Annotated in this window: 21 protein-coding genes; 13 read left to right on the top strand and 8 right to left on the bottom strand. The window is 54.8% G+C overall.

Features of this window, described 5'->3' with window-relative positions; genetic code table 11:
• Positions 1-73: 73 nt before the first annotated feature.
• A complete protein-coding gene (gene hypA, locus E6P06_RS22355; protein WP_003037406.1) occupies positions 74-445 on the bottom strand; it encodes a hydrogenase maturation nickel metallochaperone HypA in 372 nt (123 codons plus the stop codon).
• A gap of 198 nt (positions 446-643) precedes the next feature.
• On the opposite strand from hypA, the gene hycA reads away from it, so the two are divergent.
• The 9 genes from hycA to hycI all read left to right on the top strand — a co-directional run bounded on the left by hycA (position 644) and on the right by hycI (position 8522).
• On the top strand, positions 644-1102 hold the full coding sequence (gene hycA, locus E6P06_RS22350; protein ID WP_003840271.1) for a formate hydrogenlyase regulator HycA: 459 nt from the start codon (positions 644-646) through the stop codon (positions 1100-1102).
• A 143-nt stretch (positions 1103-1245) separates the two neighbouring features.
• On the top strand, positions 1246-1857 hold the full coding sequence (gene hycB / locus E6P06_RS22345; RefSeq protein WP_003037401.1) for a formate hydrogenlyase subunit HycB: 612 nt from the start codon (positions 1246-1248) through the stop codon (positions 1855-1857).
• Positions 1854-3680, top strand: coding sequence for a formate hydrogenlyase subunit 3 (hycC, locus tag E6P06_RS22340; protein WP_139935738.1), 1827 nt, complete (start codon positions 1854-1856; stop codon positions 3678-3680). The genes hycB and hycC overlap by 4 nt, the downstream gene beginning before the upstream one ends.
• 2 nt (positions 3681-3682) lie before the next feature.
• Positions 3683-4606, top strand: a complete 924-nt coding sequence (locus E6P06_RS22335; RefSeq protein WP_003825914.1) for a respiratory chain complex I subunit 1 family protein — start codon at positions 3683-3685, stop codon at positions 4604-4606.
• A 17-nt stretch (positions 4607-4623) separates the two neighbouring features.
• Positions 4624-6333: a formate hydrogenlyase subunit HycE gene (gene hycE, locus E6P06_RS22330; RefSeq protein WP_139935737.1), complete on the top strand. Its 1710-nt coding sequence runs from the start codon at positions 4624-4626 to the stop codon at positions 6331-6333.
• Positions 6334-6342: 9 nt separating this feature from the next.
• Positions 6343-6885 carry a formate hydrogenlyase subunit HycF gene (gene hycF / locus E6P06_RS22325; protein ID WP_003846595.1) on the top strand — a complete coding sequence of 181 codons (543 nt, stop codon included), beginning with the start codon at positions 6343-6345 and terminating at the stop codon, positions 6883-6885.
• On the top strand, positions 6885-7652 hold the full coding sequence (hycG, locus tag E6P06_RS22320) for a formate hydrogenlyase subunit HycG (RefSeq protein ID WP_003037388.1): 768 nt from the start codon (positions 6885-6887) through the stop codon (positions 7650-7652). The genes hycF and hycG overlap by 1 nt, the downstream gene beginning before the upstream one ends.
• On the top strand, positions 7649-8059 hold the full coding sequence (locus E6P06_RS22315; RefSeq protein WP_044713365.1) for a formate hydrogenlyase maturation HycH family protein: 411 nt from the start codon (positions 7649-7651) through the stop codon (positions 8057-8059). Before hycG ends, E6P06_RS22315 begins: the two co-directional genes overlap by 4 nt.
• A complete protein-coding gene (hycI, locus tag E6P06_RS22310) occupies positions 8052-8522 on the top strand; it encodes a hydrogenase maturation peptidase HycI (protein WP_003037382.1) in 471 nt (156 codons plus the stop codon). Before E6P06_RS22315 ends, hycI begins: the two co-directional genes overlap by 8 nt.
• A gap of 56 nt (positions 8523-8578) precedes the next feature.
• Here hycI and E6P06_RS22305 read toward each other — a convergent pair whose 3' ends face one another.
• The 3 genes from E6P06_RS22305 to ascF all read right to left on the bottom strand — a co-directional run bounded on the left by E6P06_RS22305 (position 8579) and on the right by ascF (position 11892).
• The gene (locus tag E6P06_RS22305; RefSeq protein WP_003037379.1) at positions 8579-8818 is read right to left on the bottom strand and encodes a SymE family type I addiction module toxin; all 240 of its coding nucleotides are present in this window, start codon (positions 8816-8818) and stop codon (positions 8579-8581) included.
• Between the two features lie 172 nt (positions 8819-8990).
• The gene (locus E6P06_RS22300) at positions 8991-10415 is read right to left on the bottom strand and encodes a 6-phospho-beta-glucosidase (RefSeq protein ID WP_061549757.1); all 1425 of its coding nucleotides are present in this window, start codon (positions 10413-10415) and stop codon (positions 8991-8993) included.
• Between the two features lie 22 nt (positions 10416-10437).
• Positions 10438-11892, bottom strand: coding sequence for a PTS cellobiose/arbutin/salicin transporter subunit IIBC (ascF, locus tag E6P06_RS22295; RefSeq protein ID WP_061549719.1), 1455 nt, complete (start codon positions 11890-11892; stop codon positions 10438-10440).
• Between the two features lie 264 nt (positions 11893-12156).
• On the opposite strand from ascF, the gene E6P06_RS22290 reads away from it, so the two are divergent.
• From E6P06_RS22290 to hypF, 3 genes are all read left to right on the top strand, one after another.
• Positions 12157-13170, top strand: a complete 1014-nt coding sequence (locus E6P06_RS22290; protein WP_016150882.1) for a LacI family DNA-binding transcriptional regulator — start codon at positions 12157-12159, stop codon at positions 13168-13170.
• A 145-nt stretch (positions 13171-13315) separates the two neighbouring features.
• Positions 13316-13861: an electron transport protein HydN gene (hydN, locus tag E6P06_RS22285; RefSeq protein ID WP_003037366.1), complete on the top strand. Its 546-nt coding sequence runs from the start codon at positions 13316-13318 to the stop codon at positions 13859-13861.
• Positions 13862-14004: 143 nt separating this feature from the next.
• The gene (gene hypF, locus E6P06_RS22280; protein WP_139935736.1) at positions 14005-16245 is read left to right on the top strand and encodes a carbamoyltransferase HypF; all 2241 of its coding nucleotides are present in this window, start codon (positions 14005-14007) and stop codon (positions 16243-16245) included.
• A 161-nt stretch (positions 16246-16406) separates the two neighbouring features.
• Here the strand turns inward: hypF and norW are convergent, their stop codons facing one another.
• Together norW and norV are read right to left on the bottom strand one after the other, a co-directional pair.
• Positions 16407-17540 carry an NADH:flavorubredoxin reductase NorW gene (gene norW, locus E6P06_RS22275; protein WP_139935735.1) on the bottom strand — a complete coding sequence of 378 codons (1134 nt, stop codon included), beginning with the start codon at positions 17538-17540 and terminating at the stop codon, positions 16407-16409.
• Complete coding sequence (norV, locus tag E6P06_RS22270) at positions 17537-18985, bottom strand: anaerobic nitric oxide reductase flavorubredoxin (protein WP_139935734.1); 1449 nt, start codon at positions 18983-18985, stop codon at positions 17537-17539. The genes norW and norV overlap by 4 nt, the downstream gene beginning before the upstream one ends.
• A gap of 188 nt (positions 18986-19173) precedes the next feature.
• On the opposite strand from norV, the gene norR reads away from it, so the two are divergent.
• Positions 19174-20694 carry a nitric oxide reductase transcriptional regulator NorR gene (norR, locus tag E6P06_RS22265; protein ID WP_139935733.1) on the top strand — a complete coding sequence of 507 codons (1521 nt, stop codon included), beginning with the start codon at positions 19174-19176 and terminating at the stop codon, positions 20692-20694.
• Here norR and gutQ read toward each other — a convergent pair.
• Together gutQ and E6P06_RS22255 are read right to left on the bottom strand one after the other, a co-directional pair.
• Positions 20691-21656, bottom strand: coding sequence for an arabinose-5-phosphate isomerase GutQ (gutQ, locus tag E6P06_RS22260; RefSeq protein ID WP_003037353.1), 966 nt, complete (start codon positions 21654-21656; stop codon positions 20691-20693). The genes norR and gutQ overlap by 4 nt on opposite strands.
• The gene (locus tag E6P06_RS22255) at positions 21649-22422 is read right to left on the bottom strand and encodes a DNA-binding transcriptional repressor (RefSeq protein WP_003037350.1); all 774 of its coding nucleotides are present in this window, start codon (positions 22420-22422) and stop codon (positions 21649-21651) included. Before E6P06_RS22255 ends, gutQ begins: the two co-directional genes overlap by 8 nt.
• Between the last annotated feature and the right edge of the window lie 12 nt (positions 22423-22434).

The following is a 22434-nucleotide window of genomic DNA, read 5'->3' as shown; positions in this document are numbered from 1 at the left end:
CATCTGTTGCCGGATGACTGCGTTGCCTTATCCGGCCTACAAACGAGCTCTTTCTGTAGGCTGGATAAGACGCTTAAGCATCGCCATCCGGCGCTGGAGTCTGATCTATTTCAATACGTCGAATCTGTAAGCCGTCATCGGCCACAATTCTCAGCATATCGCTGTTGCATTGCGGACATCGGCGCACGCGTTGCGTCAGTAACGTGACGTATTGCTGACAAGATTCGCACCAACATTCGGCTTCTTGTTCTTCGAGGTGGAGTTTACAACCTTCTGCAAGGGTCCCGCGGCATACCAGATCAAAACAAAAGGAGAGAGCGCTGGTTTCTACGCAAGAAAATGCGCCAATTTTGAGCCAGACCCCAGTTACTCGCTGAGCACCGTGTTGCGTGGCCTGTTGTTCAATCAATTCCAGTGCCCGTTGGCAGAGGGTTATTTCGTGCATACCGCCTCCTGTGAAGTTGCCGTATCAAAAGCAATAAGCATGCCAGGTTGAATTTTTTCATTCGTGACAATGACGACAATGACGAAATGACATGTCGTCACCCGCCTTTGATTTTTTATCTATATGAAAATTAAGTAATTTAATTTTGGCATGAAATGTGCTTAAGGCTGTTCATCTCTGCTAAACGGGTAACCTGACATGACTATTTGGGAAATAAGCGAAAAAGCCGATTACATCGCTGAACGGCATCGTCGCCTACAGGACCAGTGGCGTATTTACTGTAACTCGCTGGTTCAGGGGATCACCCTGTCGAAAGCGCGTTTGCATCATGCAATGAGCTGTGCGCCGGACAAAGATCTCTGCTTTGTCCTTTTTGAACACTTCACTATCTACGTCACGCTGGCGGATGGCTTCAATAGCCACACCATCGAGTACTACGTCGAAACAAAAGATGGTGATGATAAGCAACTGATTGCACAGGCACAGTTGACCATCGACGGTCAAGTCGATGAGCGTTTCAGTAACCGCGATCGCGAACAGGTGCTGGAGCACTATCTTGAGAAAATCGCCACCGTCTACGACAGCCTGTACACCGCGGTTGAGAACAATATGCCGGTGAATTTAAGCCAACTGGTTGAGGGACATAGCCCGGCTTAAGCCTCAGGTGCTGTCCACTTTGTCATGATGCGGTTTACATACTGCGTCACGATGTTTTAGGGAATGGGCATGTCGAAAAATGTCGAAATGACATTTTGCAGACATGTTTTCGTCAAAAATGACTATCACCTGAGGAATGCCTGGTGAATCGTTTTGTAATTGCTGACTCCACTCTTTGTATTGGCTGCCACACCTGTGAAGCCGCCTGCTCAGAGACACATCGCCAGCATGGCCTGCAGTCAATGCCGCGCCTGAAAGTGATGTTAAATGAAAAAGAATCCGCGCCGCAGCTTTGCCACCAGTGTGAAGATGCGCCTTGCGCCACCGTGTGTCCGGTTAATGCCATTAACCGCGTTGATGGCGCCGTACAGCTGAATGAAAGCCTGTGCGTAAGCTGCAAACTGTGCGGGATCGCTTGTCCGTTTGGCGCGATAGAGTTTTCTGGTAGCCGTCCGCTGCATATCCCGGCAAACGCCAATACGCCAAAAGCGCCTCCGGCTCCGCCAGCGCCTGCTCGCGTGAGTTCGCTGTTGGACTGGGTTCCAGGCGTTCGTGCCATCGCGGTGAAATGCGATCTGTGCAGTTTTGACGAGCTTGGTCCGGCCTGCGTTCGCATGTGTCCGACCAAAGCCCTGCACCTGGTGAGCAACATGGATATCGCCCGCGCCAGCAAACGTAAGCGTGAGCTGACTTTCAATACCGATTTCGGCGATCTCACCTTGTTTCAGCAGGCTCAGAGTGGGGATGCAAAATGAGCGCAATTTCACTGATTAACAGCGGCGTGGCCTGGTTTACAGCGGCTGCGGTTCTGGCATTTCTGTTTTCATTTCATAAATCGCTGAGCGGCTGGATTGCTGGAGTTGGCGGTGCGGTCGGCAGCTTGTGTACGGCAGCCGCTGGTTTTACCGTTCTGACTAATGCGCTGGCGGTGAGCAGCGTGATGCCGTTTATTGGGCACAGTCTGCAAATTACTCCACTGAATGCTATCTGGCTGATTACGCTGGGACTGTGCGGCCTGTTTGTCAGCCTGTACAACATTGACTGGCATCGTCATCCGCAGGTGAAAGCTAACGGCCTGCTGGTGAATCTGCTGATGGCCGCGGCGGTATGTGCGGTGGTTGCCAGCAACCTCGGTACGCTGGTGGTGATGGCGGAAATCATGGCGCTGTGTGCCGTGTTCCTCACCGGATGCAATAAAGAAGGCAAACTGTGGTTTGCGCTGGGGCGTATTGGTACGCTGCTGCTGGCGGTTGCCTGCTACCTTGTGTGGCAACGTTACGGCACTCTGGAGCTGCGTCTGCTAGACCTGCGCACCCAGGAGCTGCCGCTCGGGTCTGACATCTGGCTGCTGGGCGTGGCAGGTTTTGGCCTGCTGGCCGGGATTATTCCTCTGCATGGTTGGGTGCCACAGGCACACGCCAATGCCAGCGCACCAGCTGCGGCACTGTTCTCTACCGTGGTCATGAAGGTCGGTCTACTGGGTATTCTCTCCCTGTCGCTGCTGGGCGGTAATGCGCCGCTGTGGTGGGGTGTTACGCTGCTGGTGTTGGGCATGATCACCGCATTTGTTGGCGGTCTGTATGCGCTGATGGAACACAATATCCAGCGCCTGCTGGCGTACCACACGCTGGAAAACATCGGCATTATTCTGCTGGGGCTGGGCGCTGGCGTGACCGGGATTTCCCTGAATCAACCGGCGCTGATTGCGCTGGGTTTGACCGGCGGTCTTTACCACCTGGTAAACCACAGTCTGTTCAAAAGCGTTCTGTTCTTGGGCGCAGGCAGCATCTGGTTCCGTACCGGTCATCGTGATATCGAAAAACTGGGCGGTATCGGCAAACGCATGCCGGTTATCTCTCTGGCGATGTTGGTTGGCCTGATGGCGATGGCCGCGCTGCCGCCGCTGAACGGTTTTGCCGGTGAGTGGGTTATCTATCAATCCTTCTTCAAGCTGGGTAACAGCGGGGCGTTTGTCGGTCGTCTGTTAGGGCCGTTGCTGGCGGTTGGGCTGGCAATTACCGGCGCGCTGGCGGTGATGTGTATGGCGAAAGTCTATGGCGTAACGTTCCTTGGTGCACCGCGCACGAAGGAAGCTGAAAACGCCTGCTGCGCGCCAATCCTGATGGGTGTGAGCGTCGTTGCGCTGGCTATCTGTTGCGTGATCGGCGGCGTGGCTGCGCCGTGGCTGCTGCCGATGATCTCCTCTGCCGTTCCGCTGCCGCTGGAAACTGCGAACACCACCGTTTCTCAGCCAATGATCACGCTGCTGCTGATCGCATGTCCGCTGCTGCCGTTCATCATCATGGCAATTTTCAAAGGCAACCGTCTGCCGTCGCGTTCACGCGGTGCGGCATGGGTGTGTGGTTACGATCACGAGCAGTCAATGGTCATTACCGCGCACGGTTTTGCCATGCCGGTGAAAGAAGCCTTTGCCCCGGTACTCAAACTGCGTAAGTGGTTGAATCCGGTATCACTGGTTCCGGGCTGGCAGAATGCGGCTGCGCCGGTGCTGTTCCGTCGCCTGGCGCTGATTGAGCTGGCGGTGCTGGTGGTGATTGTGGTTTCACGAGGAGCCTGAAAATGAGTGTTTTATATCCGTTAATTCAGGCGCTGGTGCTGTTTGCCGTTGCGCCGCTGCTGTCCGGCGTTACCCGTGTGGCGCGCGCGCGTTTGCACAATCGCCGCGGTCCGGGCGTTTTGCAGGAATACCGCGACATTATCAAACTGCTGGGCCGTCAGAGCATTGCGCCTGCGGATTCCAGTTGGGTCTTCCGCTTGACGCCGTTTGTGATGGTGGGCGTGATGCTGACTATCGCCACTGCGCTACCGGTAGTGACCGTTGGCTCACCGCTGCCGCAACTGGGCGATCTGATCACCTTAATTTACCTGTTCGCCATTGCCCGTTTTTTCTTCTCTATCGCGGGACTGGATACCGGTAGCCCGTTTACCGCCATTGGTGCCAGCCGTGAAGCGATGCTCGGCGTGCTGGTTGAACCTATCCTGTTGCTGGGGCTGTGGGTAGCGGCACAGGTTGCGGGTTCAACCCATATCAGCAATATCGCCGATACCATTTACCACTGGCCTGCTGCGCGCAGCATCCCGCTGATTCTGGCACTGTGCGCCTGTGCTTTCGCCACCTTTATCGAAATGGGCAAACTGCCATTCGATCTGGCAGAAGCAGAGCAAGAGCTGCAGGAAGGTCCATTGACTGAATACAGCGGCAGCGGTTTTGCCGTGCTGAAATGGGGCATTAGCCTCAAGCAACTGGTCGTTCTGCAAATGTTCGTTGGTGTGTTCCTGCCGTGGGGACAGATGGAAACCTTCACCGCGGGTGGGCTGCTGTTGGCGCTGGTGATTGCCGTCGTCAAGCTGGTCCTCGGCGTGCTGGTCATCGCCCTGTTCGAAAACAGCATGGCGCGTCTGCGTTTTTGCGCCACTTCACGCGTGACCTGGGCCGGTTTTGGGTTTGCGTTTTTAGCGTTCGTCTCCTTGCTGGTGGCGTGATTTAAGAGAGTTTGAGCATGTCTGAAGAAAAATTAGGTCAACAATATCTCGCTGCGCTGCATCAGGCCTTTCCGGGCGTGGTGCTGGATGAAGCCTGGCAGACCAAAGATCAGCTGACGATCAACGTCAAGGTGAACTACCTGCCGGAAGTGGTGGAGTTCCTGTACTACAAACAGGGCGGCTGGTTGTCCGTGTTGTTTGGTAACGACGAACGCCAGCTGTGCGGCCATTACGCTGTTTATTATGTGATGTCGATGGAGCAGGGCACCAAATGCTGGATAACCGTCCGCGTTGAAGTCGATGCCAATAAGCTGGAGTTCCCGTCCGTCACGCCGCGCGTTCCGGCTGCGGTCTGGGGCGAGCGCGAAGTGCGCGATATGTACGGTTTGATCCCGGTAGGTTTGCCGGATGAGCGTCGTCTGGTACTGCCCGATGACTGGCCGGACGAACTCTATCCGCTGCGTAAAGACAGCATGGATTATCGTCAGCGCCCGGCGCCGACTACCGATGCTGAAACCTACGAGTTCATCAACGAACTGGGCGACAAGAAAAATAACGTGGTGCCGATTGGCCCGTTGCACGTCACCTCCGATGAACCCGGTCACTTCCGCCTGTTCGTGGACGGCGAGAACATTATTGATGCCGACTACCGTCTGTTCTATGTCCACCGCGGCATGGAGAAACTGGCGGAAACCCGTATGGGTTACAACGAAGTGACGTTCCTGTCAGATCGCGTGTGTGGTATCTGCGGCTTTGCGCATAGCACCGCCTATACCACCTCCGTTGAGAATGCGATGGGCATCGTGGTGCCGGAACGTGCGCAGATGATCCGTGCCATTCTACTGGAAGTTGAGCGTCTGCACTCGCACCTGCTGAACCTCGGCCTGGCCTGTCACTTCACCGGTTTTGACTCCGGCTTTATGCAGTTCTTCCGCGTGCGTGAAACGTCGATGAAGATGGCGGAGATCCTCACCGGGGCTCGTAAAACTTACGGTCTGAACCTGATCGGCGGTATCCGTCGTGATCTGCTGAAAGAAGATATGATCCAGACCCGTCAACTGGCGCAGCAGATGCGCCGTGACGTGCAGGAACTGGTCGATATGCTGCTCAGTACGCCGAATATGGAACAGCGTACCGTTGGTATTGGTCGTCTGGATCCGGAAATTGCCCGTGACTTCAGTAACGTCGGCCCGATGGTTCGCGCCAGCGGCCACGCGCGTGACACCCGCGCCGATCACCCGTTTGTCGGCTATGGTCTGCTGCCGATGGAAGTTCATAGCGAGCAAGGCTGCGACGTTATTTCTCGTCTGAAAGTTCGTATTAATGAAGTCTACACCGCACTGAATATGATCGACTTTGGTCTGGATAACCTGCCGGGCGGCCCGCTGATGGTGGAAGGCTTTACCTACATTCCTCACCGTTTCGCACTGGGCTTTGCTGAAGCGCCGCGCGGAGATGACATTCACTGGAGCATGACCGGCGACAACCAGAAACTGTATCGCTGGCGCTGCCGTGCGGCGACCTACGCCAACTGGCCGACGCTGCGCTACATGCTGCGTGGTAATACCGTTTCCGATGCGCCGCTGATTATCGGTAGCCTCGATCCTTGCTACTCCTGTACTGACCGTATGACCGTGGTCGATGTACGTAAGAAGAAGAGCAAAGTCGTGCCGTACAAAGAACTTGAGCGCTACAGCATCGAGCGTAAAAACTCGCCGCTGAAATAAGGAATCGCCATGTTTACCTTTATCAAAAAAGTCATCAAAACCGGGGCACCGACGTCGTCGTATCCGCTGGAGCCGATCGCGGTCGATAAAAACTTCCGTGGCAAACCGGAACATAATCCGCAGCAGTGCATCGGCTGTGCGGCCTGTGTGAATGCGTGCCCGTCGAACGCGCTGACGGTCGAAACCGATCTGGTCACCAATGAGTTGGCGTGGCAGTTCAACCTCGGTCGCTGCATCTTCTGCGCCCGTTGCGAAGAAGTTTGCCCGACGGCGGCAATCAAGCTGTCGCAGGAGTATGAGCTGGCGGTGTGGAAGAAAGAGGATTTCCTGCAGCAGTCCCGCTTTGCGCTGTGTAATTGCCGCGTATGTAACCGTCCGTTTGCGGTACAAAAAGAGATTGATTACGCCATTGCGCTACTTAAGCACAACGGTGATAGCCGCGCGGAAAACCACCGTGAAAGCTTTGAGACCTGCCCGGACTGTAAGCGCCAGAAATGCCTGGTGCCGTCTGACCGTATTGAACTGACTCGCCATATGAAAGAGGCCAGCTGATGAGCAATTTATTAGGCCCACGTGACGCCAACGGTATTCCGGTACCGATGACGGTGGATGAATCCATTGCCAGCATGAAAGCGTCGCTGCTAAAAAGCATCAAGCGTTCAGCGTACGTTTACCGTGTGGACTGCGGCGGCTGCAACGGTTGCGAAATCGAAATCTTCGCCACGCTTTCTCCGCTGTTTGACGCCGAACGTTTTGGCATCAAAGTGGTACCGTCCCCGCGCCATGCGGATATCCTGCTGTTTACCGGCGCGGTAACCCGTGCCATGCGCTCTCCGGCGCTACGCGCCTGGCAGTCTGCGCCAGACCCGAAAATTTGTATCTCTTACGGTGCTTGCGGTAACAGCGGCGGTATTTTCCACGACTTATACTGCGTCTGGGGCGGCACGGACAAAATCGTACCGGTGGATGTGTATATCCCTGGCTGCCCGCCAACGCCTGCAGCCACGCTGTATGGTTTTGCCATGGCGCTGGGTCTGCTGGAACAAAAAATTCACGCGCGTGCGCCGGGTGAACTGGACGAACAGCCCGCCGAAATTCTGCATCCGGATATGGTTCAGCCGCTGCGAGTGAAGGTGGATCGCGAGGCTCGCCGTCTGGCGGGATACCGCTATGGCCGCCAGATTGCTGATGACTATATGACTCAGTTAGGGCAGGGCGAGCATCAGGTGGCGCGCTGGCTGGAGGCGGAAAACGATCCGCGTCTGACCGAGATCGTCACGCATCTTAACCATGTTGTCGAAGAGGCGCGTATCCGATGAGTGAAACGGTGGTGTTCAGTCAACTGAGCCGTAAGTTTATTGATGAGAACGATGCGACGCCCGCTGAGGCGCAGCAGGTTGTCTATTACAGCCTGGCGATTGGTCACCACCTTGGGATCATCGATTGCCTGGAAGCGGCGTTAACTTGTCCATGGGACGAATATTTGGCATGGATTGCTACCCTTGCTGAGGGAAGCGAAGCCCGCCGGAAAATGGAAGGTGTGCCGAAATACGGCGAGATCGTTATCGATTTCAACCATGTGCAAATGCTGGCACGCGCGTTCGATGATGCGCGTGCCATACAGACCCCGCAGCAGCAGGAGTGGAGCAAGCTGATGCTTAGTATGCTGCACGACATACACCAGGAAAGCGCCATCTATCTGATGGTGAGGAGACACCGTGACTGACGTTTTATTATGTGTGGGTAACAGCATGATGGGCGATGACGGCGCGGGCCCGCTGCTGGCTGAAATGTGTGCTGCAAATCCTCAAGGCAACTGGGTTGTCATCGACGGTGGTAGTGCGCCAGAAAACGATATTGTCGCCATCCGTGAACTGCGTCCGCAACGTTTGTTGATTGTTGATGCTACCGATATGGGGCTGAACCCTGGTGAAATCCGCATTATCGATCCCGATGACATTGCCGAGATGTTCATGATGACCACTCATAACATGCCGCTGAATTACCTGGTCGATCAGTTGAAAGACGACGTTGGTGAGGTGATTTTCCTCGGCATTCAACCGGACATCGTCGGTTTTTACTACCCGATGACACAGCCGATCAAAGATGCTGTTGATACCGTCTATCAGCGATTAGCCGGTTGGGAAGGACACGGTGGATTCTCCGAGCTGGAAGCGCCAGAAGAGTAAACCGTATCAGTGCCGGATGTGAACGACATCCGGCCTGTTTTCCCAGTGTATCCTCGTCATTCAATTGCCTGCTCAATAATTAATTTCCCCTGCATCACTGATACATTCACTGCCGTACCGGTCGGAAATCCAGCTTGTTCCAGCCAGTCGCCGTTCAGCGTGAGCGAGGCGTGCCGACTGATTCGTCGCGTGTAACCCGTTTTTGGATCTTCATGGCGTTTTCTGACATAGCTGACTTTCAAGCGACGTACCGGTTTGGTGATTACCTCTGCTGATTTACCCTTTTTATCAAACATGCACGCTTCCTTGTGGTGAACGGCCAGGATTAAAAACTACTGAATAAAATGCCAGTAAAAAAGGATGAGGGCAAACCTGAAACTGGAAGGACGATTCCACATCTGGAATGTAATAAATGAAATGAAAATATGTAATTCTGCCGGAAGACTGTAACCCCCTCCGGCAGATCTGTTATGCCAGATCGGCGCCGTTGCTGGCGATTACTTTTTTGTACCACCAGAATGATTTCTTACGGGTGCGCGCCAGCGTGCCGTTGCCCGCGTCATCGCGGTCCACATACACAAAACCGTAGCGTTTGCTCATCTCACCGGTTGAGGCAGAAACCAGATCGATACAGCCCCAGGTGGTGTAACCCATCAGGGGCACGCCATCTTCAATCGCGTCTGCCATGGCACGAATATGTTCGCGTAAATAGCTAATGCGATAGTCGTCATTGATCTCACCATTGGCATCAATTTCATCCTTCGCTCCCAGCCCGTTCTCCACCAGAAATAGCGGTTTCTGGTAGCGGTCATACATCATATTCATGGTGATGCGCAGACCAAGCGGATCGATGCCCCAGCCCCATTCGCTGGCCGCAATATACGGATTACGCAGCGACTTCACCACGTTGGCGGCGCTGGTATTGCCGGTGTTCATTTCCGCCGAGGCGCAGCGCGATGCGTAATAGCTGAACGAGACGAAATCAACGGTGTTTTTCAGGATGTCGTCATCTTCTGGGGCTTTTTCTATGACCACGCCTTTGTCGCGAAACACGCGGGCAGAATAAGCCGGGTAAGCCCCGCGCGCCTGCACATCAATAAAGAACAGGTTTTCGCGGTCTTTTTCCAGCGCGGTCCACACATCTTCCGGCTTACACGAATAAGGATAAAAATTACCGCCAGCCAGCATACAACCGACCTGGTTTTGCGGATTAATTTCATGGGCTATTTTAGTCGCCAGGGCGCTGGCTATCAGTTCGTGGTGAGCGGACTGATATTTCACCTGATCCTGATTTTCACCTTCTTCAAATACCAGCCCGGCGCCTGAAAAGGGGCTGTGCAGCATAATGTTGATTTCGTTGAACGTCAGCCAGTACTTCACCAGACCGTCAAAGGCCTCGAAGCAGGTACGGGCGTAGCGGGTAAAGAACTCAACCATTTTGCGGTTACGCCAGGAGCCGTACTCGGTGACCAGATGCATTGGCACATCGAAGTGACACAGCGTGACTAATGGCTCAATACCGTATTTTTTACACTCGGCAAACACGCTCTGGTAAAACGCTATGCCCTCTTCATTCGGCGTCAGCTCATCGCCGTTAGGGTAGAGACGGCTCCAGGCAATGGAAGTACGAAATACCGTAAAACCCATTTCCGCCATCAGCGCGATATCTTCTTTATAGCGATGATAAAAGTCGATCGCCTGATGGCTGGGATAAAATTCGTTATCCCGCAGCGCAAAGCGCTTTTCCTGACCCAGCTTGACGGGCATCCGATGTGTGCCGTGGGGGATCATATCGACGGTAGTCAGTCCTTTGCCGCCTTCCCGGTATGCCCCTTCAGACTGGTTGGCGGCCAGTGCGCCGCCCCATAAAAATCCTTGCGGAAAAACAGACATAATTAACCTCAGTTCATACCAGTCAAATGCTGGCTCCATTGATATTGCCCGGTTGTGCGGCCTGGTTTTTTCTGGCCTGCGCGGCTGCATCTTCGACAGGGATATCTTCAAAGCCGAGAATCAGCGTTAATACAAAGGAAAGCACTACCGCCAGCGCCATCACGCCAAATACCCAAACGATAGTCATCGGATTGGCCGGATCGAAAAACTGGACGCTGGTGAACAGGCCAGGAGCTGCCATGGAGTGGCTTGCAAGTCCGGCCATTCCTGCAACGGCACCGCAGATAAAACCGCTGATAAGACTCGCAATCAGTGGTCGTTTCAGGCGGATCGCTACGCCATACAGCGCAGGTTCGGAAATCCCCGCCATGATGGCGGAGGCGGCTGCCGCTAACGCCGTCTGACGCAGTTCCGGGTTTTTGGTTTTCCATGCTACTGCCAGCGATGAACCACCTAACGACAAGTTGGCGCCGATTTCTGACGGCATCACCATGCCTTCTTTTCCGGTTTCGGCAATGGTCTGAATAATGGTTGGCGTAAAGACACGGTGCATACCGGTCATTACCAGCAGCGGCCACAGTGCGCCCATAATGGCCACCGACAGCCAGCCGAGATAGCCGTGAATGGTATAGACCAGCGCTGAAATTGCGCTACCGATCCAGATACCGATCGGGCCAATGATGACGATGGCGAGCGGCGCGGCGATCAGCACGATTAGCATTGGTTTAAGGAAGTTTTTGGTTACCGCCGGAGTGATGCGATCGACCCAACGTTCGATGTATGACAGGCACCAGGTCATCACCAGCGCCGGGATCACCGTGTAGGTGTATTTCACTGCCGTCACCGGGATTAGGGCAAACTCAACGTGCTCACCCTGCGCAGCCTTCGCCATCAGATCGATGAAGCTGGGATGCACCAGTACGCCCGCGATGGCGATTGCCAGCGACATGTTGGTTTTGAATTTGATAGCGGCCGACGCGGCGACCATCAGCGGCAGGAAGAAAAATGCGCCGTCACCGATAACGGTCAGAATGGTGAGCGTGGACGATCCTTTCTCCAGCACGCCGGTCATTTCGAGGATCATTGCCAGCAGCTTGAGCATTGATCCGCCGATAATTGCCGGGATCAACGGCGACATGGTGCCGATCAGCGCGTCGAGGATCCCCGCGCCAATCCGCTTCAGCGTCAGTCGGGGGTTGGTTTGCGGCTCAGCAGGCTGCATATTGGCAGGCAACAGGCTGACCACTTCGCGATACGCCTGCGAAACGGTGTTGCCGATGATCACCTGGCACTGGTTATCGCTACGCACCACGCCAAGTACGCCAGAAAGCGTTTTCAGCGTCGCGCTGTCGACCTGCGAGTCATCTTTGATAACGAAACGCAAACGGGTCATACAGTGGGTCACTGCTGTGATGTTGTCGACGCCTCCCAGAGCCGTCACAACGGAGCGCGCTAGCGCTGCATAATTCTTGGACATCGGATTTAATCCTGTTTTATCAGTAGGGTACGTTATGTTTTATCCGTTTACGTTGGGTCGCTTTTCTGGGTTATGAAACGCAGATAGGAAACCGGTTCCACAAAATCATGTTTAAAATATAAGTAATGAGCAAGATTTAATTTTGATCATTTTTTGTAATTGTGACTACGATCACCAGATGTCAGCGTCTGCGATTTAGCAGCAAGGACAGCGGCGAAACGGTGCAGTACACTGCGTCACATTGAGAGAATAGGGATGAGTAATATGACCACGATGCTGGAGGTGGCGAAGCGTGCCGGGGTGTCGAAAGCGACAGTTTCCCGGGTGCTTTCCGGGAACGGCTACGTCAGCCAGGAGACCAAAGACCGCGTGTTTCAGGCCATTGAAGAGAGTGGTTACCGCCCAAACTTGCTGGCGCGCAGTCTGGCGGCGAAAACCACGCAGACGCTGGGCCTGGTGGTAACAAATACCCTTTATCACGGCGTCTATTTCAGCGAGCTGCTGTTTCATACCGCGCGGATGGCGGAAGATAAAGGACGCCAGCTGTTACTGGCTGACGGTAAGCACAGCGCTGAGGAAGAGCGCCAGGCGATCCAGTACCTGCTCGACCTGCGCTGTGACGCGATTATGATTTATCCGCGTTTTCTCAGCGTGGATGAGATAGACGATATCATCGATGCCCACAGCCAGCCGATTATGGTGCTTAATCGACGCCTGCGGAAAAACAGTAGCCACAGCGTATGGTGTGATCAAAAGCAGACCAGCTTTAACGCCGTTACTCAGCTCATTGCCGCCGGACATAAAGAGATTGGTTTTATTACCGGCTCGATGGATTCTCCAACCGGCGTGGAGCGACTTTCAGGTTATAAAGACGCGCTGGCACATCATGGTATCGCGCTAAATAATGATCTGATTGTTAAAGGGAAATGGACGCCAGCCTGCGGCGCAGCGGGTGTGGATACTTTGCTTTCGCGCAAGGTCAATTTTACCGCGCTGGTGGCTAGTAATGACGATATGGCGATCGGCGCGATGAAGCAGTTGCACGAGCATGGCGTGAGCGTTCCTGCACAGGTGTCGGTGATTGGCTTTGATGATATCGCCCTCGCGGCATACACTATTCCGGCGCTTTCCAGCGTTAAAATTCCGGTAACAGAAATGATTCAGGAAACGATTGGGCGCCTGATCTTTATGTTGGGTGACGGGGCGTTTACGCCGCCAAAGACTTTCACCGGTGAACTCATCCAGCGCGACTCAGTTGCGCCGCCCGCTTCGCGCTGACGGCTGTCATTTGTCATCGTCACTAGTGACGATGACACGCTCTTCTTGCGTTCTTCAAAATAAAATCCCTTTAATAACAGTAAATTAAATTCTGGCACGATTTGTGAATGCTTCGGCAGATATTCTGTCATTGCTGGAGAAATTGATGAACCGTTTCATCATTGCAGACGCCAATAAATGCATTGGTTGCCGTACCTGTGAAGTGGCCTGCGTGGTATCCCATCAGGATAACCAGGACTGCGCATCGCTGACCCCTGAAACTTTTTTACCCCGCATTCACGTCATCAAAGGCGTTAATGTCTCCACGGCGACGCTGTGCCGCCAGTGTGAAGACGCGCCGTGCGCTAACGTCTGCCCGAACGGTGCGATCAGCCGTGATAAAGGTTTTGTTCACGTAATGCAGGAACGCTGCATTGGCTGTAAAACTTGCGTTGTGGCTTGTCCTTACGGCGCAATGGAAGTAGTCGTGCGTCCGGTTGTGCGTAACAGCGGCGCGGGTCTGAACGTCCGTGCAGAAAAAGCTGAAGCCAATAAGTGCGACCTGTGCCACCATCGCGAGGCCGGTCCTGCCTGTATGGAAGTGTGCCCGACTCACGCGCTGATTTATGTCGATCGCAATAAGCTTGAGCAACTTAGTGCGGAAAAACGCCGTCGAGCGGCGCTGGATTCCACCGCATCTTTGCTGTTCTGATATCTGAAAATCCGCGTAAAATACGGTAGTACTTATGCCGGATGGCGGCTTCGCCTTATCCGGCCTACTGTTCGCATCCCCGTAGGCCTGATAAGCATCGCGCCATCAGGCTAACCGGGATTGATGACTGCGGGAATAATCTAATGACAATAAACACCCTCTCCGGCGTACAGTTGCGTATTCGCGGCAAAGTACAGGGCGTCGGATTTCGCCCCTACGTCTGGCAACTGGCGCAGCGGTTACAACTGCATGGCGATGTGTGTAACGACGGTGATGGTGTGGTTGTGCGTTTACAGGAAGATCCGGCGGAATTTATTGCGCAGTTACATCAACACTGCCCACCGCTGGCGCGCATTGACAGCGTTGAGAGCGAAGCAATCGCCTGGATGCAGCAGCCTGCCGATTTCTCGATTCGTCAAAGTGCTGGCGGTACGATGAATACGCAAATCGTTCCGGATGCCGCGACTTGTCCCGAATGCCTTGTTGAAATGAATACCCCCGGCGAACGTCGCTACCGATACCCCTTTATCAACTGCACCCACTGTGGTCCACGCTTTACGATTATCCGCGCCATGCCCTATGACCGCCCGTTCACCGTGATGGCGTCGTTCCCACTCTGTGCGCAATGCGACAAAGAGTATCGTGACCCGTATGATCGTCGCTTCCATGCCCAGCCCGTTGCCTGTCCGGCGTGCGGCCCTCATCTTGAGTGGTTCAGCACGGATGAGCGGGTGGAGAAAGAAGAGGCGCTGCAGGCGGCGGTATCGCGACTGAAAGCAGGCGGTATTGTGGCGGTTAAAGGCATTGGTGGGTTTCATCTGGTGTGCGATGCGCGCAATGATGACGCTGTCGCGCTGCTCAGGCTGCGTAAACACCGTCCGGCGAAACCGCTGGCGGTAATGCTGCCAGGTGATGACGGACTGCCCGAACCTGCTCGTCGTTTGCTGACTACACCTGCTGCGCCGATCGTGCTGGTGCAGAAACGCTATGTCGCTGCATTGAGCGAGGGCATTGCGCCAGGGTTAACGGAAGTGGGCGTCATGCTGCCCGCGAATCCGTTGCAGCATTTGCTCTTACAAGAGATGAATTGTCCACTGGTGATGACCTCCGGCAACCTCAGCGCCAGGCCTCCGGCCATTACCAACGCCCAGGCGCTGGAAGATTTAAGTGCGATTGCTGATGGTTTCCTGCTGCATAACCGCGAAATTGTGCAGCGGATGGATGACTCCGTGGTGCGTGATAGCGGGGAAATGCTGCGTCGTTCCCGGGGGTACGTGCCGGATGCGGTCGCGCTGCCGCCAGGATTTCGCGACGTGCCGCCGATGCTGTGCTTAGGCGCGGATCTGAAAAATACCTTCTGCCTGGTGCGTGGCGAACAGGCGGTTATCAGCCAGCATTTAGGCGATCTCAGCGATGACGGCATTCAGCAGCAGTGGCGTGATGCGCTACGCCTGATCCAGAATATTTATGATTTTACGCCACAGCGTATCGTACATGATGCCCACCCTGGCTATGTTTCCAGCCAGTGGGCCAGCGAAATGAATCTGCCAACCGAAACGGTATTGCATCACCATGCTCATGCCGCTGCATGTCTTGCCGAGCACGGCTGGCCGCTCGATGGCGGCGATGTGATTGCTCTGACGCTGGACGGCATCGGCATGGGGGAAAATGGCGAGCTGTGGGGCGGCGAATGTCTGCGGGTCAACTATCGTGAATGCGAACACCTTGGCGGCTTACCGGCGGTAGCGCTGGCGGGTGGCGATCTGGCGGCAAAACAGCCATGGCGCAACCTGCTCGCGCAGTGCCTGCGTTTTGTCCCTGACTGGCAGTGTTACCCGGAAACATCGGGGCTACAGCATCAAAACTGGAACGTACTGGCGCGCGCCATCGAGCGGGGAATCAATGCCCCGCTGGCATCGTCGTGCGGACGACTGTTTGATGCGGTTGCCGCCGCGTTGCATTGTGCGCCGGAATCGTTGAGTTATGAAGGTGAGGCGGCCTGTGCGCTGGAGGCGCTGGCATCGCAGTGTGCAGGCGTTGATCACCCTGTTACGGTGCCGCTTAATGGCAATCAACTGGACTTAGCGATTTTTTGGCAGCAATGGCTGATCTGGCAGACCGACCCTGCAGAAAGAGCGTGGGCGTTTCACGACGCGCTGGCGTGTGGTTTTGCCACGCTGATGCGTGAGCAGGCCGAAGCGCGCGGAATTAAAACGTTAGTATTCAGCGGTGGCGTGATGCATAACCGCTTATTGTCGGCCCGGCTGGCGATTTATCTGCGTGATTTTACCTTACTGTTCCCGCAGCGTTTACCGGCGGGCGACGGCGGGTTGTCATTGGGGCAGGGCGTGATTGCCGCGGCGCGGGTGTTGATGCAAAAATAAAAAAAGCCCCGGGACTGGCGGGGCAAGAAAAACATGTCGGGGCATACCGACAAGTGGCAACGCACATCCATGTGCGTGAGGTTAATAAATCAGTAGCACCGTTGCCGGGCAAAGTCGTAGGCCGGATAAGACGCGAAGCGGCGCCATCCGGCATCACAGACTTACACGGGCAACGTTTTCAGCAGCGCAAAGGCCTCTTTCATGCGGTCTTCACTGACGACAAACGCACACAGCTGGCCTTCATCGTTCATCCCTCTGGCGACCATTCCCTGTGCTTCGGCGGTGATGTGCCAGTTCAGATCGCGGCGCTGGGTTTCCCCGGCCAAATGTAAAGGCAGTTCTGGCGTTTTGACTTTTACCAGCATGGCTGGCAGTTTCAATGGCGCATTGCCGCCGAGCAGGTTTTTCGCCAGATACATGGCGCTCAGCTGAATCGGCTGCAGGAACGGGAGCACCTGACCGTTAATCTCCGCACAGTCGCCGAGAGCATAAATGTCCGGGTGGCTGGTTTGCAGGTAGCTGTCGACGCAGACACCACGATTGATGTTCAATCCGGCGCGACGCGCCAGTGCGGTTTCCGGGCGCAGGCCGGTGGCGGCAATCACTGCATCGACTTCTACGTTGCGGCTACGATCGAGCGTGGCGCGAATACCGGTGCTGGTTTTCTCCAGACTCTGGAGCTGTGATTTCAGCAGCAGGTGTACGCCCATATCGGTCAGACGATGCTGTAAGCGACTGCTGACTTCCGGCGGCATCAGCGAAGCCAGAATGCTGGCGGCGTTGTCAATAAGCGTTACCGCTTTACCGGCACGACAAAAATCCATCGCCAGTTCACTACCAATCAAGCCGCCGCCGACAATCAGCACCCGCTGGGCGTCACGCAGTTGCGTTTCACAAGCTCGATACTCTTGTTGGCTGTTTAACGTGAGCATTAACTCACGTCCGGTAACCGGCGGTACAAAGGCTGAAGCGCCCGTCGCCAGCACCAGCTTGTCATACTGCCACTGCTTGTCCTGACTTTTCACTACGTGGGTATCGGCGTCGATGTCGGTAACCCAGGTATGTGGAAACAGGCGCAAATTAAACTGTTCGGCAAACTCCCCCGCCGACTGGCGGGTGAGGTCGTCTGCACGCTGTGACTGACTGATAACATGGCTGAGATCGGGCTTGTTGTACTCATCCATGCTGTCCGCGGCAATTAAGGTCAGCGGAACATTCGCATCCTGCTTACGGATATTTTTGACTAACTGGCGGGCGGCGAAGCCCGAACCAATGATGACAATGCCGTGACTCATTTTGCCTCCGTTGCCAGTACGTCGAAGACGTCTTTACCTAGTGAGCATTCCGGGCACAGGAAGTTGTCCGGAACTTCGCTCCATGGCGTACCCGGTGCAACGTCCTGCAACGGTTCGCCTTTCGCCGGATCGTAAATCCACTGGCACACGCTGCACTGCATGCTTGGACCAAAATCGGCGGCAGCCGCAGAGGCACACGCACAGGCTTCTTCCGGGGCGACGGCTTTCACGGTTGTTTCCGGCAATGGAGCCAGCGCCCACTGACGCGCGATTTCACGGCCGTGCTGGCGGCACAGTTCCAGTGCATCCAGGTCCGGACGCCATTTCGCTTTCAGGCTCAGTGACATCTCGAAACCTGCATCCTGCAAACGCGTGGACAAACGGTCTACTGCACCGCCGCTCCAGCCGTGCGAGCCAAAGGCGCTGGCACGCTTGTTACGAAAACGCAGGCCGGTCATCTCTTCCACCAGACCGGCGATTTTCGGCATCATCACGTTGTTCATTGTGGAAGTCCCGACCAGCACGCCTTTAGAGCGGAAGACGTTGGTCAAAACTTCGTTTTTGTCGCTGCGGGCGACGTTAAAGATTTTTACTGCCACGTTCGGGTCGACTTCGTTGATGCCCTGGGCAATCGCGTCCGCCATCATGCGGGTGTTGTTGGACATGGTGTCGTAGAAAATGGTGATGCGGTCTTCCTGATAATCCGCCGCCCATTTCAGGTACAGCTCAACGATTTGCGTCGGGTTGTCGCGCCATACCACGCCATGGGAAGTAGCAATCATATCGACAGGCAGGTTGAAGCCGAGGATCTCAGTAATTTTCGGTGTAACCAGACGGCTGAATGGCGTCAGGATGTTGGCGTAGTAACGCTGGCACTGTTCGAACAGTTCAGTCTGGTCAACTTCGTCGTTAAACAGACGTTCGTCGCAATAGTGCTGACCGAAGGCGTCGTTACTGAACAGCACCGCATCGCCGGTCATGTAGGTCATCATACTGTCCGGCCAGTGCAGCATCGGCGTTTCAACGAAGATCAGCTGCTTGCCGTTACCAATGTCCAGCGAATCACCGGTTTTCACTACGTTAAAGTTCCATTCCGGGTGATGGTGGTGCCCGTTGATAGAGTCAATGGCGTTGGCGGTGCAGTAAATCGGCGTGTCCGGGATGCAGGACATCAGCTCGGTCAGCGCCCCGGCATGGTCTTCTTCAGCGTGGTTAATGATGATGTAGTCGATATCCGCGAGGTCAATTTCACTGCGCAGGTTCTGCACGAATTCACGACTAAACTTGTGGTCTACTGTATCGATCAGGACATTTTTTTCTTCACGGATGAGATAGCTGTTGTAGCTGCTGCCGCGCAGCGTTTTGTATTCAGTTCCGTGGAAATCACGCACTTCCCAGTCACGTTGGCCAACCCAATGAATGTTATTTTTAACCAGAATAGACATAACAACCTCAATTAATTCAGCGTTTTTCAAAAAAGATGTTTTGCTAATTGCAGGTTGCGTGCCAACTTTTTATTTGTTTGATTTTAAAGGATTAGTTGTTTTACCACCTATAAGGTGGTAGTCAAAATGACTATATGTTTTATTGTCAATATGACAATATGAATTGTCAAAATGACAATGAGGTAGCCATGAGCTTTTCCGTAGACGTGCTGGCGGGCATCGCCATTGAATTACAAAGCGGTATTGGGCATCAGGACCGTTTTCAACGACTGATAACCACCTTACGTCAGGTGCTGGAGTGCGACGCGTCGGCACTGCTGCGCTACGAGTCGCGACAGTTTATTCCGCTGGCTATCGATGGGCTGGCGCAGGATGTTCTCGGCAGACGCTTTACTCTGGAAGGGCATCCGCGTCTGGAGGCGATTGCCCGCGCCGGAGACGTAGTTCGTTTCCCTGCCGACAGCGATTTGCCAGACCCGTATGATGGTCTGATTCCGGGGCAGGAGAGTCTGAAGGTGCATGCCTGTATTGGGCTGCCGTTGTTCGCCGGTCAAAATTTGATTGGTGCGTTAACCCTGGATGGCATGGAGCCCGATCAGTTCGATGTTTTCAGCGATGAGGAGCTTAGGCTGATTGCCGCGCTGGCGGCTGGCGCATTGAGCAATGCGTTGCTGATTGAACAGCTGGAAAGCCAGAATATGCTGCCAGGTTTGTCAACCAACTTTGAGCAGGTGACGGAAACCCAGATGATTGGCCTGTCGCCCAATATGATGCAGTTGAAAAAAGAGATTGAGATTGTGGCGGGGTCCGATCTCAACGTGCTGATTAGCGGCGAAACAGGGACCGGGAAGGAGCTGGTGGCTAAAGCTATCCATGAAGGTTCGCCGCGCGCGGTGAATCCACTGGTGTATCTGAACTGCGCGGCGTTGCCGGAAAGCGTTGCCGAAAGCGAACTGTTTGGTCATGTAAAAGGCGCGTTTACCGGGGCTATCAGCAATCGTAGCGGTAAGTTTGAAATGGCCGACAATGGGACGCTATTTCTCGACGAGATAGGTGAACTCTCGCTGGCGCTACAGGCTAAGCTGCTGCGCGTATTGCAGTACGGCGATATTCAGCGCGTGGGTGACGATCGCAGCTTGCGCGTGGATGTGCGAGTGCTGGCGGCGACGAACCGTGATTTACGCGAAGAGGTGTTGGCCGGGAATTTCCGTGCGGATTTGTTCCACCGGCTGAGCGTCTTTCCCCTTTCGGTACCGCCTCTGCGTGAGCGCGGTGAAGATGTGGTTTTGCTGGCGGGTTATTTTTGCGAACAGTGTCGGCTGCGGCTGGGACTTTCCCGCGTGGTGTTAAGTCCTGGCGCGCGTAGTCATCTGTTGAGCTACGCCTGGCCCGGGAATGTGCGCGAGCTGGAACATGCCATTCACCGCGCGGTGGTTCTGGCAAGGGCGACCAGGGCAGGGGATGAAGTGGTGCTGGAGGCGCAGCATTTTGCCCTGCAGGATGAAGCGCCAGTAACACCGGCGGCGGAAGTTGTTGCGGAGATCCCACAGCATCACAACCTGCGTGAAGCAACAGAGTCGTTCCAGCGGGAGATGATCCGCCGGGCGCTGGCACAAAATAACCATAGTTGGGCGGCAAGTGCGCGGGCGCTGGAAACAGACGTCGCCAACCTGCACCGGCTGGCGAAGCGTCTGGGGTTGAAGGATTAGATAATACCGGCCTGATAGAAATCCTGCAGGTTGATAGCACCGGTGAGTTTACCGTTTTCATCGACCACCGGTGCGGCAGTGATTTTGCGCTTCATCAGGATCTCTTTGGCGTCAATCGCGCGGCTCTGCGCCTGCAGTGTAATGCCATTCTGGGTCATTGCTTCGCTAACCTGAGTGGTGAGCGCTCCGCCGCCAACCAGCCAGCGGCGCAGGTCGCCGTCGGTAAAGACCCCTTTCACCAGTGACTGGTCGTCGCAGACCGCGACCAGGCCAAGACCCGTGCGGCTGAGCTCCAGCATCGCGTCCATGACGCTGGTGGTAAGCGTCACCTGCGGGATGGCATCGTCACGGCGCATCAGATGATGCACTTTATTTAACAGACGAGCGCCCAGCGCACCTGCCGGATGCGAGCGGGCAAAATCTTCCTCGTTAAAGCCGCGCGCCTGCATTACGGCGATTGCCAGCGCATCGCCCATCATCAACGTATTTACGGTACTGGACGTCGGTGCCAGGCGCATCGGACAGGCTTCGCGCTCAACGGAAATATCCAGCACGGCTTTGGCGGCCAGGCCCAACGGTGAGGTCGGTTTTCCGGTCATTGCCAGCAGGGCGACGGATTTGTCTTCCAGGCGCGGAATGATGAGATCCAGCTCTTTCGCACCGCCGGAGTAGGAGATAAACAGCATGACATCACGGCTTTCGATCATCCCTAAGTCACCGTGCAGCGCTTCCGCCGGATGCACAAAAAAGGCAGGCGTGCCGGTACTGGCGAGGGTCGCCGCAATTTTTTTGCCAATATGACCTGATTTACCAATACCGGAGACAATGACTTTGCCTTCACAGTGGATGATAGTATTGGCGGCGCGGACAAAATCATCGCCCAGTCGCTCAGGCAAACGGCTGGCTTCCTGTAGTTCCAGCATTAACGTCTGACGGCCCGCGTTCAGTAGTGCATCACTCATTGGTTTCTCCGGTTATGATCACTTCAATCCCTTTTGCTTCCAGCGCCTGACGAAATGCAGGGTCGATACCTGCATCGGTAATCAGCTTGTCGACGCTTTCCAGACTGCATACAACATTAGGGCTTTTGCGCCCAAATTTTGACGAGTCAGCCATCAGAATCACTTCGCGAGCGGCATTACACATCGCTTTACTGACGCTAAACACCTCATTAAAAGTGGTCACGCCGGCATTGAGGTCAATGCCGTCGGTTCCCATGAAGAGTTTATCAAAGCTGAACTGCTCAAAGGCGTTTTCTGCCAGCTGACCGTGAAATGACGCAGATTTTTTGCGAAAGGTCCCGCCCGGCATCAGGATGGTTTGCTCGTTGTCCAGCTCCGAAAGGGCGTTAACAATGTGCAGGCTGTTGGTCATAACGGTGATGTTGCTAAAGCGCGTGAGCATCGGCACCATCTGCAGTACGGTGCTGCCCGCATCCAGAATAATAGAGTCGCCATCGTGTATAAAACGGACGGCAGCTTCGGCAATCTGCTCTTTTTTATGCGTATTAATTAGCGTTTTGTGATCGATTGGCGGATCTGATTCGTCTTTATTTAATACCACGCCGCCATAGGTACGAATGACGGTTCCGGCGTTCTCCAGAATGACCAGGTCTTTGCGAATGGTCGTGCCAGTCGTGTCAAAGTAGTGGGCCAGTTCTTCAACCGAGCATTTTCCCTGCTTTTGCAGGTGCTCCAATATGGCAGCCTGACGCTGACGAGGTTTCATAGGCGTGATTAC

This window comes from Citrobacter sp. CF971 (assembly GCF_006385635.1).
Classification (GTDB): domain Bacteria; phylum Pseudomonadota; class Gammaproteobacteria; order Enterobacterales; family Enterobacteriaceae; genus Citrobacter; species Citrobacter freundii.
This window is presented reverse-complemented; position numbering and strand designations above follow the sequence as displayed.